The following is a 17,737-nucleotide window of genomic DNA, read 5'->3' on the forward strand; positions in this document are numbered from 1 at the left end:
CGCTACTCCCAATAAAGTTATTCGGACCTGATTCGTTCAAAGGCCGCATGAACTGCATCAGTTGGCGGATTGTTTAAGTGCAACGGGTGCCCGATTCTATCTATTATGATAAAACGTAGCTGACTGCCTCTAGTTTTTTTATCCCGATGCATCACTTCAAGAACCTGCTCCCATGAGCCACCGGACCATGATGTTTGCAAGCCTAATGACTGTAAAAGCTCACGGTGGTATTTCACTAATCCTTGGTCACTATACCCCATGAGATTGGATAGCTCTGCTGCAAAAACCATGCCTACTGAAACGGCCTGCCCATGTCTCCATGAAAAATGCTCTATTTGCTCAATAGCATGACCTAACGTATGACCGTAATTCAGAAATTCTCTAGGACCAGACTCCTTCAAATCTACTGAAACATATCGAGACTTAACAATAGTGGATCGTTCGATTAATTCAGTAACTATATCGTTGATGCGATCATTGTGAACAGAACCGTCGAAATGACACAGACAATCTACCTGCTCCTCCAAAATTTGCAAAATGCGCTGATCCATAATAAAACCGCACTTAGCCACCTCACCTAATCCTTCTATGAAGATATCTCTAGGCAAGGTACACAAGGTTCGTATATCAGCTAAAACTCCTACAGGAGTGTAAAAAGATCCCACCAAGTTTTTCCCTTGAATGGTGTTGATCCCTGTTTTGCCGCCTACAGAAGCATCGACCATGGCAAGAAGAGACGTAGGGCAATTGACATACTTGATACCACGCATCCAAGTGGCAGCAACAAAGCCTGCTAAGTCTGTGGCTGCTCCCCCACCCACGCCTACTATTGCATCGGAACGGGTAAAACCGTCCTCTGCTAAACGTGACCACACACCATTAGCAACCTGTACCGTTTTACCTGCCTCAGCATCGGGAATTGTAATGTCACTGACTACGTAGCCAGCCTGTCGCAACAGTGATCTGACATGATCTGCATGGCGTTGAACAGTACGTGTATGTATCAGGGCTACACGGTGGGTCTCGTTTCCCAGCAGAATACGCAAACGCGAGGTCGCTCCTGGACCAATATGTACATCGTAAGGTTCTACACCACTCACATGAACAACCCGTTCCTTAAGCACATCTGCTAAGCGCTGAGCCATCATTTTAGGAGTTGTTCCATGTGAAGGAATAGAAGCCGTTGCTAAGCTTTGATAGACTGGCTGTCGTTCTTCGTACAGTTCCATCCATCTCTGTTTGGCATTATTTTCCAGAAGTGGTCGCTTCAGACCATGAACAGCTCGAGCGCTTGCTTCTTCTGGATCAGCATCGATATGGATAATGATGCCACCCTGGTGCCGATACTGCATCAATGCATCATAAATATCAGGGGTCATGGGAGAACCGCCTCCCAAAGCAAAAATACCCCCTTTGAAACAATGCAAGATACGACAGACAACATCACTCTCAATCTTGCGGAAGTATTGTTCACCATCTTCTCGCACGATCTCCGAAATTGTTCGACTGGCCCTCTGCTCAACTTCTTGGTCAGCATCTGTAAAGGGAAGATTGAGTATCTGTGCCGCTAATTTCCCAACACGTGTTTTTCCTGCGCCAGGCATACCGATGAGTACGGCCACAGGCATGTCTTCCCAGTTCATTGGAGATGCTCCGGCCATGCTTGAAGGTATGACACAACGTTAGATGAGAGTTCTTGAACACTGTCTCCTGCGAATTTATCCATAACGTATTGAGCTAGAGTAAGATTCATCATCGCTTCACCAACAACAGCAGCTGCTGGCACAGCTGTGCTGTCTGATCTCTGATTGATAGCCGTTGCAGGTTGACCTGTTGTAATATCTACAGTTCTCAGGGCTCTCGGAATAGAAGAAATAGGCTTCATAGCAGCCCTAACTCGAACGGGTTCTCCATCCGACATCCCGCCTTCTATCCCTCCGGCCCTATTGCTCAACCTTCCCAGTTTACCCTCGTCAGTTGAAACAATCTCATCCTGAGCCTGAGATCCTAGACGATCGGCCTCAGTAAAGCCATCACCTATTTCCACCGCTTTCATTGCTTGAATACTCATAAAAGCTCCAGCTAAAGCAGCATCAAGCCGGCGATCAGATTCAACATAGGTACCGATACCTGCCGGAACACGGTAGGCTATAACCTCAAAAACACCACCAAGTGTGTCCGCGTCACTTTTAGCCTGGTCAATCCGTGACATCATCCGATCCTGAGCGTTTTCATCCAGAGTCCTTACTGGGGAAGCATCCAAGGCAGTCACATCTTCTGGTTTAGGCAAACGGTATGGCTGATTTCGATAGTCGATGCCAACACCACCAATGGTGAGTACATGCGAAACTACTACTATTCCCAAAGCCTGCTGTAAGAGCTTGGCCGCGACTGTACCCACAGCCACCCGGGCAGCAGTCTCACGGGCACTAGAACGTTCTAAAATTGGGCGCGCATCGTCAAAACCATATTTGCGCATGCCAGTGAGGTCAGCATGCCCTGGCCTAGGCCTACTAAGAGGGGCATTGCGACCTACAGGCGCAAGTTCAATCCCCTCTTCAAGCGGATCAGCGCTCATCACTTGCTCCCACTTAGGCCATTCTGTATTTTCTATCTCAATAGCGATCGGAGAACCCAGGGTCACACCATGTCTCACTCCAGTCAACAAATGTACCCGATCTTGCTCAAACTTCATTCTGGCACCCCTACCATAGCCGAGTCTGCGACGCGCTAGAGCATCTGCTATGTCTTGGCTACACACCCTTACGCCGGCAGGCACTCCCTCAATCATTGCTATGAGGGCCTTACCGTGTGACTCTCCAGCTGTCTGCCAACGCAACATGTGGTCTCCTTTGGTATCCGGTGCATATTGATGTATATCTTATTAGATGGTCTACCTTGTACCCATTCCTGGACTATGTATCTTGGGCCTTGTGTCGGTTCAAGATATACGTTCCAGACAAGTTCATCGTTCTTGGATCCTATTGGGCATTCTCGTTCAGCTCGCATCGCTGTTGGGATATTGCGTTACGAGTCCTCTAGGTTATTGGCCATTAGTAATTGCTTTCAGCATTACTCTTGTTTCAACACTCCTTCAATCCACCTTGGCTCTCATCCGCCCTGGGGCCCTTGGCCTTGGAGACATAACCTCAACCGCACTCGCAGCATTTTCCATCGGCGTTCTAGGTTGGGCCTCCACTATACTATTCTGGTTTTTAACAGGGACACTAGGACTTTTAGCCATAAGCCTCTATTACTGGCTCAACCGTAAAGCAAAATGTGCAACAGACAGGGCAGAAGTATCCTTCCCCTTTGTCACTATCCTTTTCACTGCGGCTATCGCAACGGATATCATAACTTATCTCATACAATGAGAATGTTGCAATTAATAGGTACTGTGTTCAGACTCCCATTTTTTATATTCTTTTACATACTCATTAAATTCGCCTTCACTGGAAGTAAATTTAGTTTCTCCAGAAGTTAGATTGACGGTTACGAAGTAAATCCAGTCTCCAGGCTCAGGATTGCTGGCAGCACGAATAGCTAAATCACCAGCATTGCCTATTGGAGTAGGCGGCAGTCCTTGACGTACTCGGGTATTATACGGATCACTGCTATCGTTAAGCATATCGTTCGTCAACTTGAGTGCCGATACATTCTTACTGTATGCAACAGTGCTATCCATACCAAGAGTCATGCCTTTTTGCAGACGATTATCAATAACACGAACAACTTTACCGTAATACTCAGGCCTGTTGACTTCTGCTTCAGTAATAGAAGCAATATTCAGTATACGTTCACGTTCTTCACCCTGAGCGACTCCTAAGCTGTTTAACTTCTCGATTCGCTTATCCACTAGCGTCTGCAAAATAGTCCGTGCCGACTTCATCTCTTTGACGTTATAAGATCCAGGTTCCATCCACCCCTCAAAACTTCCGTGTGCTTCAGAAGGTAAGATGCCGCTTCCATGATTATTTACAATGGCCTCAAAATCTGCTTTACTCACACCGGAGATCAGAGCTGCTCGTTCAATGACATCACGCGACCGGTCACCAGCACGAACTTCTAAAAATCCACTAGCATTCTTAGGATTAGTTAAAATCGTTACTACATCAGCAGCTTTCATATGTTTTTTTAACTGGAAAGTTCCTGGTTGAATCTTCCCAGCAGCTCCTTCATTCTCCAGTGCTTGTACAAACGCTTGAGAAGATTTAACCACCTCAGCTTGTGTCAAGTTATGGGCAATAATGTCTGCTCCTTGCCCAGACTGCACTGAGAATTCGACTGAACCATTACCGGGACCTGGCCAGTCCGCAACTGTACTCTTTGTTGCCTGAATACGGTGAGATAACTTACCAGCATAATTACTTACCACGATCACACAAGCTATAACTACAATTACGGCTGCTATAGCTGCCCACAATTCTATGACCTTTTTCCTCCTAGATTGTTCTCGGTCCTGCCGAATTTGCCGACGAGAACGCTGCGAAGGAGGCGGTGGCGGTACAGAGGAAGCGTGATCTGCAGTCTCTAACCACTGATCTGATGCATCAAAAAAATCCTGCAAATCGTCAGCCAATGTTGCTCCTCTGGTCTCTTGCTAACTCATCCAAGGCCTCTTGAAGCAGGATAACAGCCGACTGTTGATCTACTTTTGGCCTATGCATCCTACTACCCACGCCAGCCTCGTGCAGTTGCCTGTGAGCAGTAACAGTAGTAAGTCGCTCATCTTTCAGTTCAACTACCGGTACATGCACTAACCTGAGTTGGCCTTTACTCGCCAACATTTCAAGCCTATTCCTCAAGTTTTGCGACCACCGTCTAGCCTTTTTTGCGCTGGGTCCTTCTTTTCCATTCAGCAAAAGCGGATAGCCCACGACAATATGATCAACACTGTCATGTTCTGCCTGCTCGACTACAGCATCTAGAGCTTGGAAGTAGTCACCACCGACTTCAATATTGCCGGCTGGGTGAGCTAAAGTAAGTTCAGGGTCAGACAGGGAAAGACCTACGCGAGCATCGCCTAGATCTATTCCCATCCATCGTGTCTGGCTCATCGGAAATCCTTAGACCCTTTCCACCTGATCACTCAGGACTTGTAGAGCTTGATCAATAAGAGAGGCATCTTGGCCACCACCTTGAGCGAAATCTGGCTTACCGCCGCCACCGCCACCCAAAATAGTGGAAGCCGTACGTACTAAATCGCCAGCCTTGAGTCCCAGCTCTCTTGCTGATTCATTGCAAGCTACGACCACAATTGGTTTTTCTTCCTCACTTACCCCGGCTAGGGCCACTACTGCAGGTTTGTTTTCTCCTATACGAGCACGAACCTGTGTAGCAGTCTTACGCAAGGCTTCAATTGAGCCGAAGTGCCCTACATTCTTAACAGCCAATTGAACGGGAGTACTCGAATGTGCGGCAACATCAACTAGTTCAGGAACGGTTTGCGCAAGTTGATGTTCATACATTTGCGCTAAACGACGATCTGAATCTTTGAGTTTTGCCAAAAGCGTTGCAATGCGATCAGCTAAATCATCAGGGCGCGCACCCAACTTGTCAGATAATTGAGAAACTAAAGCATGCTCACGAGCGTTATACTCGTATGCGCTTTGACCTACTACAGCATCAACGCGACGCACACCTGTGCCGACAGATGCCTCAGACATGATAGAAACAGTTCCTATCTTGCCTACATGATCAACATGAGTTCCACCGCACAACTCACGGCTCCACCCATCGGAACCTATAGTTACCACACGGACAATGTCACCATATTTTTCACCGAACAAGTGCATAGCGCCCAAGGCAATCGCATCATCGAACTTCATCTCTTGCGTGCTCACTGCTAAGTCATCACGCAATCGTTCATTCACCCTTGCCTCTACTGCGTTCATAACTTGACTGCTTGGTGCTTGAGACCATTGAAAATCGAAACGCAACCTATTTGGAGCATCTTCTGACCCTCGCTGTGTTGCCTGTGGTCCAAGTTCTTCCTGAAGCGCTTTATGGACCATGTGTGTGGCAGTGTGAGATCTGGCGATAGCTCCGCGACGGTTCTGATCAATTGTCGCTGTAACCTGGGCGTCGAGATGCAACGTTCCTTCTGTAAGACGGCATTGGTGTACTATCAAACCTTTGATAGGTTTTTGTACGTCATCTACTTCTAATGCAGCACCATCATCAGACAGAATCTCACCCTGGTCTGCTAGCTGCCCTCCAGCTTCAGCATAAAATGGTGTTCGATCAAGAATGACTTCCACATTTGCGGGAGCATTAATCGCAGGAACTGCACCCTTTCCTTCTTGTATGATGCCGATTACGCGAGCTCGGCTGGAAAAGTCAGAGTAACCTAAGAATTCGATAGGTTGTTCGAGCTCTTTCTTCAAATCGTCGTAGACTGATAAATCGACATTATGTCTCTTTTTCAAAGCATCAGCCCGGGCTCGAGTCTTTTGTTCCGCCATCAGTTCACGGAACCTGGTTTCATCGACTTTGACTCCCTGCTCCTGTGCCATCTCGAGAGTTAGCTCTATCGGGAAGCCATACGTGTCATGCAGGGTGAAAGCATCTTGTCCAGAGACCAGCGAATTTTCGTCTTGCTTTGCTTTATTGATAGCAACGTCAAGGATGGTCGTACCGTTCTCTAACGTTCTACGGAAGGCGTCCTCTTCTCCATATGCTGACTCTGAAACCTCTGCAAACGTATTGTTGAGTTCAGGATAGGAAGCAGCCATGGCATCTTTGGAAACCGGGAAGAGCGAAGGCAAAACAGGTTCTGTTACCCCAAGCATGCGCATTGAGCGGACAGTCCTACGCAAAAGACGGCGAAGAACATATCCTCGCCCCACGTTTGATGGACGGACGCCATCGCTCATGATCATCAAGGCTGAGCGTACGTGGTCCGCAACTACACGCATCCTCACATCAGATTCTTCATCCTTACCATACACATGGCCGCTGAGTTTACCCGCAGCCTCTATGACAGGAAAGACCTCATCTGTTTCGTATATATTTTGCTTGCCTTGAAGTAGGTATGCCAAGCGTTCCAAGCCTGCACCAGTGTCGATATTTTTATGTTCCAGTTCTCCAGCTATGTGAAGGTCTGTCTTTGATTTAACATTATCGACCTGGAAGCTCTCAAAAACTAAGTTCCACACTTCGATAAAACGATTATCATCAGCTGCCGGACCGCCATCTTTGCCGAATTCAGGTCCACGATCGACATAGATTTCTGAACAAGGCCCACCAGGTCCCGGTCCACCGGTGGTCCAAAAATTATCTTCCATTCCGAAAATCTGCATGTGCTCAGGGTCAAAACCTTCGTTCTTCCATATAGAACGGGCTTCTTCATCATCCGTATACGTAGTCACCCACATCTTTTCAGGGTCAAAACCATATCCGCCTTGCTCTTGTGGAGTTGTCAACAGAGTCCAAGCGTAGTGAATAGCTTCTTCTTTAAAGTAGTCACCAAAGGAAAAATTACCCAACATTTGGAAGAAGGTTCCATGTCGGGTAGTCTTACCAACTTCATCAATGTCTAATGTTCGCACACACTTTTGATTGGAAGTAACACGTGTTGCTGGTGGAGTTTGTTCACCCATCAAATATGGAATAAAGGGAACCATGCCGGCGATGGTAAATAAGATTGACGGGTCTGAGGAAATCAAAGATGCTGAAGGTTCTACCAAGTGACCTTGCTTTTGAAAATAAGTAAGAAAGCGTTTGGCAATTTCTGATGTACGCATACTGTTTGTTCTACTCCTTGCGGGGAACTCCCCCGCTTTCCAGCCTTACTATTCTGCTTACCCCAAGCACAAGGCGGTTCATGTATATTAAATGTCTTTCTATAGTGAACGCTGACGGGCTTCAAACCGTTCAGTATACTGATTGTTGAGCTCATCTTCACGGGTTTTCATCACTTGTTGAAACTGAGTCAGCAAACCAAATAAAGTCCGTTGTCCAACGTTATCTTCATCTGGACCTAAAATGAATTCTCGAGCCTTTTGCGGCGTATTCGCTCTGACATATGCTTGAGCCTTTGAAACGGCTACCACGCCTACAACAATTCCCGTGCCTATCCAAAAAACACGTTTAAACATTAGACCTCCCGGACTCGTTCCTTACCAGCAGCCTGAGCTGTCTGAGACGGAGCATTATTGGCATCAGAGTTATTTTTCCCACCATTGAAGAAGGACTGGAAGGTGACTCTTATGGCGTACAAGGCTGCTGCAAGTTTAATCAGAGGCTTACCTAACATTGATCCGTACAAATCAGTTAAGGCACCTACATTGTCTGCAGTAGTCGATGCTGCCGCAGAAATACGATTGATATCCTCAAGAGACTTATTAACCTGGCGCACTGTAGTGGTTGACTCGTCAATGGCCGGTATAGCATGACTGCCTGTTTGACGAACTGTATCTGCAATTTGATCAAAGAGTCTACCTAGTCTAATGAGTGGATAGATTAAGAACCCTGCAAGAATTGCAAAAGCGATGGCGGCTATAAGGCCCGCAACCTGACCAATGTCCATCTTATAACCTCTTTCCCAGGTGACACATATATCTGTTAAGGCTATCACGCACCCCGTATACCCCACCCACTAACCGTCAGTTACTGACCATATGACACTATGCGGATAGATTCCTCAAAACTGAGATTGCTATCAAAATCAAAACAAGTAACGGACCCATTCTTCGGCCGCTCACTATGTTCATATGCACTACCACCAAATCGGTGCACAAGACTGAGAAGAGAATTTCCATGCCACACTATGAGCACACGATCATTATCCAAGAGTTGAGGATCCGATGCAATGACTTGAAAACCTTGCTCAACGCGACGCCAGTATTCTGTATCTGATTCTGCATCGTGAAAGGGATCTGCCTCTTTGAGAAAGTCTCGAGTCGCTGCAAGTCCGAACTGTTTTACAATCTGTGTATAGGTCGGTGCACCATGAGGTCCGCCAGCCGCCAACCAAGCTGATCCCATATCTTGCCCTTCAAAATAACCATAAAATTGTTCTCGAAAGTTCATGATAGCTTTCAACTCAGGCCGAGGCTGAGAAGCAATATTTAATTTCAGTATGCGCTGTGCTGTTACCTGAGCTCTATCTGTATCTGAACTGTAGGCTGCACGAAAGTTAATCTGACTGAGTCGTTTTCCTACTTCGTCTGCGTCTGTGATACCTTGCGCAGTCAATGGAGCATTTGACCAGCCTTGCAATCTGTTGTATCGATTGAAGTATGTCTGTCCGTGGCGAACTGCATATATATGGAGCTTCATATCTATTATTATGACACGTGGCAAAGTTGTATAATCTGTGGATACGCAACTCAACGATGAGACTTTCGAAAGTACCAATACCTATGGAACTTACTACGAATGCGTACTGAACTATTTATAAGACAAGATTGTTTATAACAGTAAAGCCCTACACCATACGGTGTAGGGCCACATATAGATAGCAGCGTGAATCTATCGAGCGTAGAACTCCACCACGTACTGAATGTTAACCTGAACAGGAATCTCAGATACATCTGGAACTCGGGTCAGAGTAGCCTTCAGTGAAGCTATATCAACATCCAAATATCCGGGAACTGCTGGTAAGACATCACGGTGTACGCCTTCAGCGGCGATCTGGAAAGGTACAGTAGTTTGGCTCTTTGGCTTGACTTGGATAGTCTGGCCAGGCTTAACGTGGTATGAAGGGCGATCCACAATATTGCCATCAACCATGATGTGGCGGTGTACCACATACTGACGAGCTTGAGCAGTGGTACGAGCTATACCAGCTCGCAAGACTAGAGCGTCAAGCCGTGATTCCAAATCACGCATCATGGCATCACCAGTCTGTCCCGCTTCGTGGGTACCACGTACATAAGCTGCACGCAGTTGCTTCTCTGAAACACCGTACTGTGCCCGCAATCTCTGCTTTTCACGCAGACGGATAGCATAATCAGATTCAGTGCGGCGACGAGTGCGGCCATGCTCACCAGGAGCGTATGGGCGCTTCTCGAAGAGGCGCTGTGCCTTAGGAGTCAGCGCGATACCAAGGGCTCGCGATTGACGAACCTGACGACGTGAACGTTGAACGTTTGTCATAATCTTCCTTGTACTTTCTGTCGTTATCTGAACGCAGACGGCTTTCACCGCCGAGTCAGGCCTCTCCAATGCTTGGTCGTGCGATGCACGAACGACCTTACGGCCGCCGACCCATTGACGGGCTGAGACTCCAGATAGGTAATTGCGTACGCAAATACCAGTTAAAATCTAACCACTGACCCAAGACCATATTTATAACAGCTAGGAAAACGGATGATATACGTCAGCAGCACTCAATGAAGTTCTCATGGGTTACGTCCAATGACGGATACAACATACCCTACTGTGACCTAGGTCCTAGGTTTCGTGCGTTACCAGGAATTGCTAACCTATTCACACTAACAACCATCGACACTAATAGGTCGGTTTCTCACCATTATGCTTTACCATCAACGGTTATTGATTACATACGGTTCAACTATGCGCTTTCATACTTGATGAGGGTAGGAGCATCCAAGACACAGATGGCTATGTAACTGACTACAATGGACAGTTATGCAGACAGGTCCTCGCATGGTAAGGCGATGCTACGGTTTCCATATATGCCATGCTGATGCTGACACGCCACACCATAGACTTCAGAAGTTCTTGAGCGCAATTCAGGTCCTTCATGTAATCTTCTCCAGCAAGGTCATTCATTATCAAAATATGTGGTCTCGCTCTTTACTCTGGATACAACACATGCTTTCCAAAGGGCCACCGTAGATCGATCCCCATAACTTACTAGTTTCATTGTCGAGCGTAAGCCCACCGTCGGTTAGTTATAGCATTGTAAAAGAAGGCAAGCATGAATAGTAAACTCGATCACCCCGTAAATCCAGAGACAACAAAGCAATCTCATACAGAGAAAAGCAATCAAAGACAACTACAAAATCCCACTGACTCTTCAGTTACGTCACCTTCTCAGACCGTATCGGTTCAAGCTTTAACTTCAATGGACGCTCACATACCGTTTTGGAAGGGACTTCCATTCGGCTTACAACATGTCTTGGCTATGTTTGTAGCTAACCTAGCCCCCATCTTCTTAGTAGCAGCCGCTGCAAAAATGACACCAGAGCAGTCAGCTGCACTCATCCAGAACGGTCTCCTCGTCGCAGGTTTAGGTACCTGTCTTCAACTCTATCCCCTATGGAAGTTCGGCGCTCGTTTGCCTATGGTAACTGGCATTTCTTTTACCTATGTAGCCGCGGCTGTAACGATTGTGTCCCATCAAGGATATGGGACCGTTATTGGAGCAGTTATCGCTGGCGGTCTCGTCGAGCTGATATTAGGACTAACCGTCAATTACTGGCGTCGTTTTGTACCACCAATTGTCTCCGCTATCGTTGTAACTTCAATCGGTTTCTCATTACTTTCGGTTGGCGCTCAATCATTCGGTGGTGGTGCAGGAGCACCAGACTTTGGGTCTTGGCAAAATCTCTTACTAGCAACTATTTCTTTGGTGGCGTGCTTGGCTTTCCAGCTACTTGCTAAAGGTACTGCAAAGCAGCTTTCTGTCCTTTTCGGCTTGGTTGTCGGCTATCTTTCAGCACTGGTCTTACATATGGTTGACTTCTCCAACTTCCAATCACTCGATATTGTTTCAATGCCCCACTTGATGCCTTTCAAGCCAGAATTCGATGCCGGCGCCATTATCTCTTTTGCTTTACTATATGTCGTTTCATCAGTTGAAGTGATTGGCGATACTACTGCATTATGCAAGGTCGGCTTAAACCGTAGCCCGTCTGATAAAGAAATGCGTGGTGCAATATCTGGAGACGGAGCCATCTCAATCATTTCTGGTGTTTTTGGCTGCCTCCCATTGACTTCGTTCGCACAAAATATAGGTCTGGTAGCTATGACCAAAGTCGTTAATCGTAAGGTAATTTTCTCAGGCGGACTCATACTCGTCTTAGCCTCATTCATTCCCTGCATTGCTGCGGTGTTCAACTCGCTACCTCAAGCAGTACTGGGTGGTTGCACCATTATGATGTTCGGCAATATCATACTTTCAGGTTTTCAAATGATTGCAGAAGCCGGATTCTCCCAACGTAACATTACTATTGCAGCTCTGTCACTCACCATAGGAATCGGATTTACTCAGGTTCACGATATCTTTGCCACCTTTCCCGTTCTTTTCCAATCCATTTTTGCCTCGAACTGTATAGCGGTAGCATTTGTGGTAGCGGTAATAGCAAATGTCGTTCTACCAAGCGAAGACCACTTTCTCATTACCCGTTCTTGAAGATTACCTACTCCGCATGTATCTCACATAAGGAATATTTGACTGTGCCCTCATATATGCTGTGGAATGCATAGAGAGAGTTAGCATGAATATTACATCTTTCATAGGTTAGGAAGGGACAACATGAGCTTTATGGGTAGTAAATCTGCAGCGCGGCATGCCGATAAGAAAAACTGTCCAATACGATTACTTACCGTTGGCATAGCAAGCATTGCGGCTGGAGCCACTCTCCTAGGCTTCGTTTCTCCCGCACTTGCTGCAGACAATAGTACTGATCAGAACACAGTGAACGAACAAATCGCAGCAGCATCGAAGGCACTTGAAAAGGCCAAAGCCACTCTAACTGATAAAAAGAATGCAGCAGATCAGGCAACTGCTTATAAAGCACAAGGAACTGCGGGTTACTTTAAATACGTTGGAGCCACCGGTGCTTATCAGGTTCTCACAGACTCAACCGTCAACGGCAAGTTAGCTCCTTCCATTAAATTGGGAGACCCTAAGGATGCAACAAGCATAGATAACATGGTCGCGACCATGGAACAGCTGCAAAAAGCAAACCAACTGCGTGTGAATGAAGGAAAGCCAGAACTTAAGGTCTCCGATACCCTAATGGCTATTGCCCAAGCTGATGTTGACTGGGCATCAACGAACATAGATCATCCCCAGCAGTTCACCGTTGGAGAGAATTTGTCGTGGGGTAACATTGACCCGTTTATCAGCTGGTATGACGAAGAAAAGGCTGCACATGACTTTAACGTAGCCCACCCTTCTGATCCTCAGAAGATTGATGGCCACTACCTTAACATTGTCAGTGACAAGTATGACATAACTGGTTTCGCAAAGTCTCAATATCCTAATCCATACAACAACATGACATACGGGCAAACCTTTTACATGAGTTCTGCCATAAAGTCTGTTGCACCTGCCAGTTATGAGGAAAAAGATAAGTCTCAGCTTGTCAGTGCTTCCTACACACATCCTGCTGCTAATATAGCCACCCCAGCCTCAGTATTCACCGCTGCAGCTGACACCAGCAACATCTATGCGGGTTCAAGAACAATGACAGTTGCCGATTATACTGCCAATCTTAAAACCTATCAGAATTGGATAGCTGATCCTCAGAAAGATGTTTCTTCTGCTCAAGCAGCCGTGGATAATGCTCAAGCAGCTTATGATGCTCTTATAGCAAAGCAACAGCCAAAGCCAGGTAACACCCCCACAGCTCCTAAGCCACCGACTCCAGACCGCATCAATCGAGCCCATGGGACAGCACCAGGTTCAAAGCCAGTATCTGATCCTGTGCAAGGAAGGGCACTACCTAAAACGCGCACCTCAGCTGATCCAGCTAAGACACGCTTAGCACAAACTGGCAGTAATATATTAGGCGTAGTCGCCGTAGCCATAGGACTGTGCTTGACTGCGGTATCTGCCTTTGTACTCAAGCGCAAGGCGGTCTAAGGCCGTTATCCATAACGCACTATTCCCAATCGGGGTTCTGCTAGCTGATTGTTGTCACTAGCAGAACCCCTTTTCTGTTATGAGTTATGGGAGCTGAAATTAGAGTTTTTCTATAGGAGCCAACCGTAACAATAAACGTTTTACTCCGTCTGAGCCAAAATCCACAGTCAGCACAGAGTTGTTACCTTTATCCTGTATGTCAACAACCGTTCCCAAACCATACTTATCGTGAGCCACCTTGTCGCCAACACAGAAATCTGCGATGCTCAGTTTCGATCCGGAAGGTTGAGTTGCTGTTGGCGCAGAACGCCGAGCGGTAACTTTCCTAGTGGTCACCTTCCCTGCCCGGCTCGAACTGTATTGGTGTCTTTGGCTGCTCAACGAACTTGATGAAAATCGCTTATAACCGGATCTACCAGAACCGTACGAACTATTAGCATTATATCTTTCATTCGAGGGACTGGCGGTAGCTGATCTGGAAGAGCCAAAGACTGATGATGAATCGAATTCGTCATCTTCATATCCGGAGAATTCATTATCATGCTGATGTCCCCAAGTTCTGTGCATGCGTTCAGTACTTGACTGTTTGCGTTCCCACTCGATGAGTTCATCTGGGATATCATCAAGAAACTGACTAGGCAACATTTCGCTAGACTGACCCCATTGAGCCCTCACAGAAGCACGAGTAAGATACAGACGACGTTTTGCACGTGTAATGCCCACATATGCAAGGCGACGCTCTTCTTCCAATTCGTTTTCGTCTTCCAGTGAGCGCGAGTGAGGGAAGGTGCCCTGTTCCATACCTGGCAAAAAGACAACTGGATATTCTAGACCCTTCGCAGTATGCAAAGTCATAAGAGTTACTTTACCGTTATCTTCACCTGTATCGGGCAACTGATCTGAATCAGCTACCAAGGCAGTTGTCTCGAGAAAACCTGCTAAGGTAGCGTCGGGTGTTTTTTGCTCAAACTCTGCAGCTACCGATTGTAGCTGAGAAAGATTTTCCACACGAGAGGCATCTTGAGGATCACTTGACTGACGCAATTGGAGGAGCATATCTGAAGCTTTCAAGACCTCAGCAACAATTTCTGATGGCTTATTGTCGTGTTCGTTAGCGAATACTCGCAAGCTTTGCATTAAGGATCGGAAAGATTCGAGTTTTTTAGCAGTTAACGTAGGTATGTTGTCAATCTGCTCGTAGTGCTCTATGCCTGACCAAAAACTGACGTTATGAGTATCTGCAAATACACTAATCAACGCTTCAGCTCGTGAACCCAATCCTCGCTTAGGCACATTGAGAATTCTCCTCATATTCACGTCATCATCGGGATTAGCAATGACTTGCAGATAGGCTAAAGCATCCTTGACTTCTCGACGCTCATAGAATTTTGTCCCACCAACCAATTGGTAAGGAATGCCTGCATTGATAAGACCCTCTTCTAGAACTCGGGACTGAGCGTTCGCACGATACATAATTGCCATATCGGAGTATGCTATACCGCTTTCAGCACGAAGACGGGCAATCTGAGTACAAATCCATGCTGCTTCTTGCTGAGCATTATCAGCAGCGTAGCCCACAATCGACTCACCCTTGCCTAAATCGGTCCACAGTTTTTTAGGTGTTCGCGAGGAATTCTTAGATATTACTGCATTAGCCGCATCCAAAATTGTTTGCGTGGAACGATAATTTTGTTCCAGCATAATTGTTTTGGCACCAGGAAAGTCTGATTCGAAGTCACGTATATTGCTAATATCAGCCCCTCGGAATGCATAAATTGACTGATCAGAGTCGCCAACTACTGTAATCCATGCCTGACCTTCTTTACCAGCAGCAACCGGCCTAGCTATCGATTGTTCCTGATCCGACTGTCTATTTTGAAGATGCTGACCATCAACGCCTGCGAGTTCACGTAAGAGCACATATTGAGCATGGTTAGTATCCTGATACTCATCGACTAAAATATAACGGAATTTGTGATGGTAATACTGCGCAACCAAAGGAGATTTTCGTAGCAATTCAACCGTACGTACTATAAGATCGTCAAAATCTACAGCATTAGCTTGGGCTAAGCGATACTCATATTCAGCATAAAAGACTGAGTAAAGTTCTTCTTCGTTGCCAAAACGCACAGCAATTTGTTGTCCACGCTGACCGGGCTTGTAATCGGGTGCAAACGCTTTACGTTGTTCCTGCCACGTTTGCAAATTATTTTTATAATCAGAAATATGCGACAGAATGTTGCGGGGCGTATATCGTTTCATATCCACATTAAGATCCGCACCGATGAGTTTAATTAAACGCTCGCTGTCAGAAGTATCATAAATAGAAAAACCGGACCTGAGACCAATCTCACCACCATCACGTCGTAATATACGCACACAGGCTGAATGGAAGGTAGACACCCACATGCGCTCAGCAACTGGGCCTATGAGCTGACCTAGACGTTCTCGCATTTCAGCTGCGGCTTTGTTGGTAAAGGTTATCGCAAGAATCTGGCTAGGCCACGCACCAAACTGATTAAGAATCCAAGCAATTCTACGAGTTAGTACGCGGGTTTTACCTGACCCTGCCCCCGCTCCTATTAACAGTGCGGGTCCTCGATATTGTACAGCTTGTGCTTGCTGTTCGTTCAGTCCAGAAAGCAAATCATCAGCACTGCGTTGCATCAAGTCAGGATTGTCAAACACTTAGAGCCTCTCAATATTCACTTGGTCGTGTCACTCATAGTCAGGTCAAAATAGAGACCCCAAAGACTCAGTTCTACCACATACGAAGGTCATCTAACATGCAACTATCACTGCAAAAACGCAAAGCACCTCGGAAGATAATAATCGTTCCGAGGTGCTGAGAATAGAGGACAGCTCCAATTACTGGTCCATCTGATCCTTTGCCTTATTCTTCATGTCCGTGGCGCTCTGCTCTGCTTTGGCCTTAGCTACATTGGCATCTGCCTTAGCTTGGTCAGCCGCGTCGGACATTTTATCTTTAGCTGTCTCTGCAGCATCAGACATCTTGTCTTTTGCAGCATCTGCAACATCAGATATTTTATCCCCTGCTGCCTTCATGGCATCCTTTGCACTATCTAAAATACTCATCTGGTCCTCCTTGTTTTTGATATACGCGACATTAATAACGCGTGACCAATTGAGTCATTTTCTATTTTAGCAGAGAAATTACAAAATTTTGACAACTTTGTAAAAATCCTTATTTTAAGCCAAATGGTCACTTAAAAACAAGAAAACTACAAACACTCTTAGGTCAAGCTGAGCGTCTATGCTAGTCAGCATTAAGGTGGGTTCGACAAGTAACAAGCTTAGTTCAAGCCCAACAGGTGTATTCGTCACAACCAAAAGGATTTACATGAAGGAATTAGAGGATCGCATCCGTCGTGATGGAACCATAAAGCCTGGAAATGTGCTCAAAGTAGATGCTTTTCTCAACCACCAATGTGATGTAGCACTATTCGACGCTATGGGAGCACATTGGGCTCAACTGTTTGCAGGCCGTCAGATTGATAAGATTCTCACGATTGAAGCTTCCGGTATCGGAATCGCATGTGTTGCAGCTCGCCATTTCGGAAATGTACCAGTTGTTTTTGCTAAAAAAACGCAGTCCATTAACTTGGACGGAGACCAATACGTTTCCAGTATTTATTCTTTTACGAAACAGCGTGAGTACCCAGTGATTGTTGCTAAACGATTCTTGCAGGCCGGAGAACATGTGCTTCTTATCGATGATTTCCTTGCAAAAGGCAATGCGCTTCACGGACTCATAGACATCTGCAAGCATGCTGGTGTCATTGTCGAAGGCATAGGTATAGCGATCGAAAAAGGTTTCCAAGAGGGTGGCTCAAAACTACGAAAAGAAGGTTATGACGTTAAGTCTCTTGCAATTGTAGAAAAGATGGATGCTGATACCGGCAATATAGAGTTCGCAACGACTGATTGAAACTA

At 46.2% G+C, this 17,737-nt stretch carries 15 protein-coding genes; 4 read left to right on the forward strand and 11 right to left on the reverse strand.

Going from position 1 to position 17,737, the window contains the following annotated elements; genetic code table 11:
• Positions 1-17: 17 nt before the first annotated feature.
• Complete coding sequence (locus BOCO_RS02430; protein WP_169711882.1) at positions 18-1,643, reverse strand: bifunctional shikimate kinase/3-dehydroquinate synthase; 1,626 nt, start codon at positions 1,641-1,643, stop codon at positions 18-20.
• A complete protein-coding gene (aroC, locus tag BOCO_RS02435; RefSeq protein ID WP_094722516.1) occupies positions 1,640-2,842 on the reverse strand; it encodes a chorismate synthase in 1,203 nt (400 codons plus the stop codon). The genes BOCO_RS02430 and aroC overlap by 4 nt, the downstream gene beginning before the upstream one ends.
• A gap of 46 nt (positions 2,843-2,888) precedes the next feature.
• Here aroC and BOCO_RS07645 point away from each other — a divergent pair, with 46 nt between their 5' ends.
• On the forward strand, positions 2,889-3,374 hold the full coding sequence (locus BOCO_RS07645) for a prepilin peptidase (RefSeq protein ID WP_420835389.1): 486 nt from the start codon (positions 2,889-2,891) through the stop codon (positions 3,372-3,374).
• Positions 3,375-3,385: 11 nt separating this feature from the next.
• Here BOCO_RS07645 and mltG read toward each other — a convergent pair whose 3' ends face one another.
• The 7 genes from mltG to rpsD form a co-directional block, all read right to left on the reverse strand.
• Positions 3,386-4,579 carry an endolytic transglycosylase MltG gene (gene mltG, locus BOCO_RS02440; protein WP_094722517.1) on the reverse strand — a complete coding sequence of 398 codons (1,194 nt, stop codon included), beginning with the start codon at positions 4,577-4,579 and terminating at the stop codon, positions 3,386-3,388.
• A complete protein-coding gene (ruvX, locus tag BOCO_RS02445; protein WP_094722518.1) occupies positions 4,572-5,057 on the reverse strand; it encodes a Holliday junction resolvase RuvX in 486 nt (161 codons plus the stop codon). The genes mltG and ruvX overlap by 8 nt, the downstream gene beginning before the upstream one ends.
• A 9-nt stretch (positions 5,058-5,066) precedes the next feature.
• On the reverse strand, positions 5,067-7,745 hold the full coding sequence (alaS, locus tag BOCO_RS02450; protein ID WP_094722519.1) for an alanine--tRNA ligase: 2,679 nt from the start codon (positions 7,743-7,745) through the stop codon (positions 5,067-5,069).
• A gap of 99 nt (positions 7,746-7,844) precedes the next feature.
• Positions 7,845-8,099, reverse strand: a complete 255-nt coding sequence (locus tag BOCO_RS02455; RefSeq protein WP_094722520.1) for a hypothetical protein — start codon at positions 8,097-8,099, stop codon at positions 7,845-7,847.
• Positions 8,099-8,530, reverse strand: coding sequence for a DUF948 domain-containing protein (locus tag BOCO_RS02460; RefSeq protein ID WP_094722521.1), 432 nt, complete (start codon positions 8,528-8,530; stop codon positions 8,099-8,101). The genes BOCO_RS02455 and BOCO_RS02460 overlap by 1 nt, the downstream gene beginning before the upstream one ends.
• 80 nt (positions 8,531-8,610) lie before the next feature.
• On the reverse strand, positions 8,611-9,282 hold the full coding sequence (locus tag BOCO_RS02465) for a histidine phosphatase family protein (protein WP_094722522.1): 672 nt from the start codon (positions 9,280-9,282) through the stop codon (positions 8,611-8,613).
• A gap of 192 nt (positions 9,283-9,474) precedes the next feature.
• Entirely contained in the window at positions 9,475-10,101 is a 627-nt protein-coding gene (rpsD, locus tag BOCO_RS02470; RefSeq protein ID WP_094722523.1) for a 30S ribosomal protein S4, read from the reverse strand.
• 934 nt (positions 10,102-11,035) lie between these two features.
• Here rpsD and BOCO_RS02475 point away from each other — a divergent pair.
• Together BOCO_RS02475 and BOCO_RS02480 are read left to right on the forward strand one after the other, a co-directional pair.
• On the forward strand, positions 11,036-12,325 hold the full coding sequence (locus BOCO_RS02475; RefSeq protein WP_094722921.1) for a nucleobase:cation symporter-2 family protein: 1,290 nt from the start codon (positions 11,036-11,038) through the stop codon (positions 12,323-12,325).
• Positions 12,326-12,457: 132 nt separating this feature from the next.
• A complete protein-coding gene (locus tag BOCO_RS02480; RefSeq protein WP_158520394.1) occupies positions 12,458-13,783 on the forward strand; it encodes a CAP domain-containing protein in 1,326 nt (441 codons plus the stop codon).
• 99 nt (positions 13,784-13,882) lie between these two features.
• Here the strand turns inward: BOCO_RS02480 and BOCO_RS02485 are convergent, their stop codons facing one another.
• Positions 13,883-16,471 (reverse strand): UvrD-helicase domain-containing protein, encoded by a 2,589-nt coding sequence (locus tag BOCO_RS02485; protein WP_094722525.1) that lies wholly within the window; start codon positions 16,469-16,471, stop codon positions 13,883-13,885.
• Between the two features lie 180 nt (positions 16,472-16,651).
• On the reverse strand, positions 16,652-16,879 hold the full coding sequence (locus tag BOCO_RS02490) for a hypothetical protein (RefSeq protein ID WP_094722526.1): 228 nt from the start codon (positions 16,877-16,879) through the stop codon (positions 16,652-16,654).
• A 265-nt stretch (positions 16,880-17,144) separates the two neighbouring features.
• Between BOCO_RS02490 and BOCO_RS02495 the strand changes: the two genes are divergently transcribed.
• The gene (locus tag BOCO_RS02495; protein ID WP_094722527.1) at positions 17,145-17,732 is read left to right on the forward strand and encodes a xanthine phosphoribosyltransferase; all 588 of its coding nucleotides are present in this window, start codon (positions 17,145-17,147) and stop codon (positions 17,730-17,732) included.
• The last annotated feature ends 5 nt before the right edge of the window (positions 17,733-17,737 follow it).

This window comes from Bombiscardovia coagulans (assembly GCF_002259585.1).
Lineage (GTDB): Bacteria > Actinomycetota > Actinomycetes > Actinomycetales > Bifidobacteriaceae > Bombiscardovia > Bombiscardovia coagulans.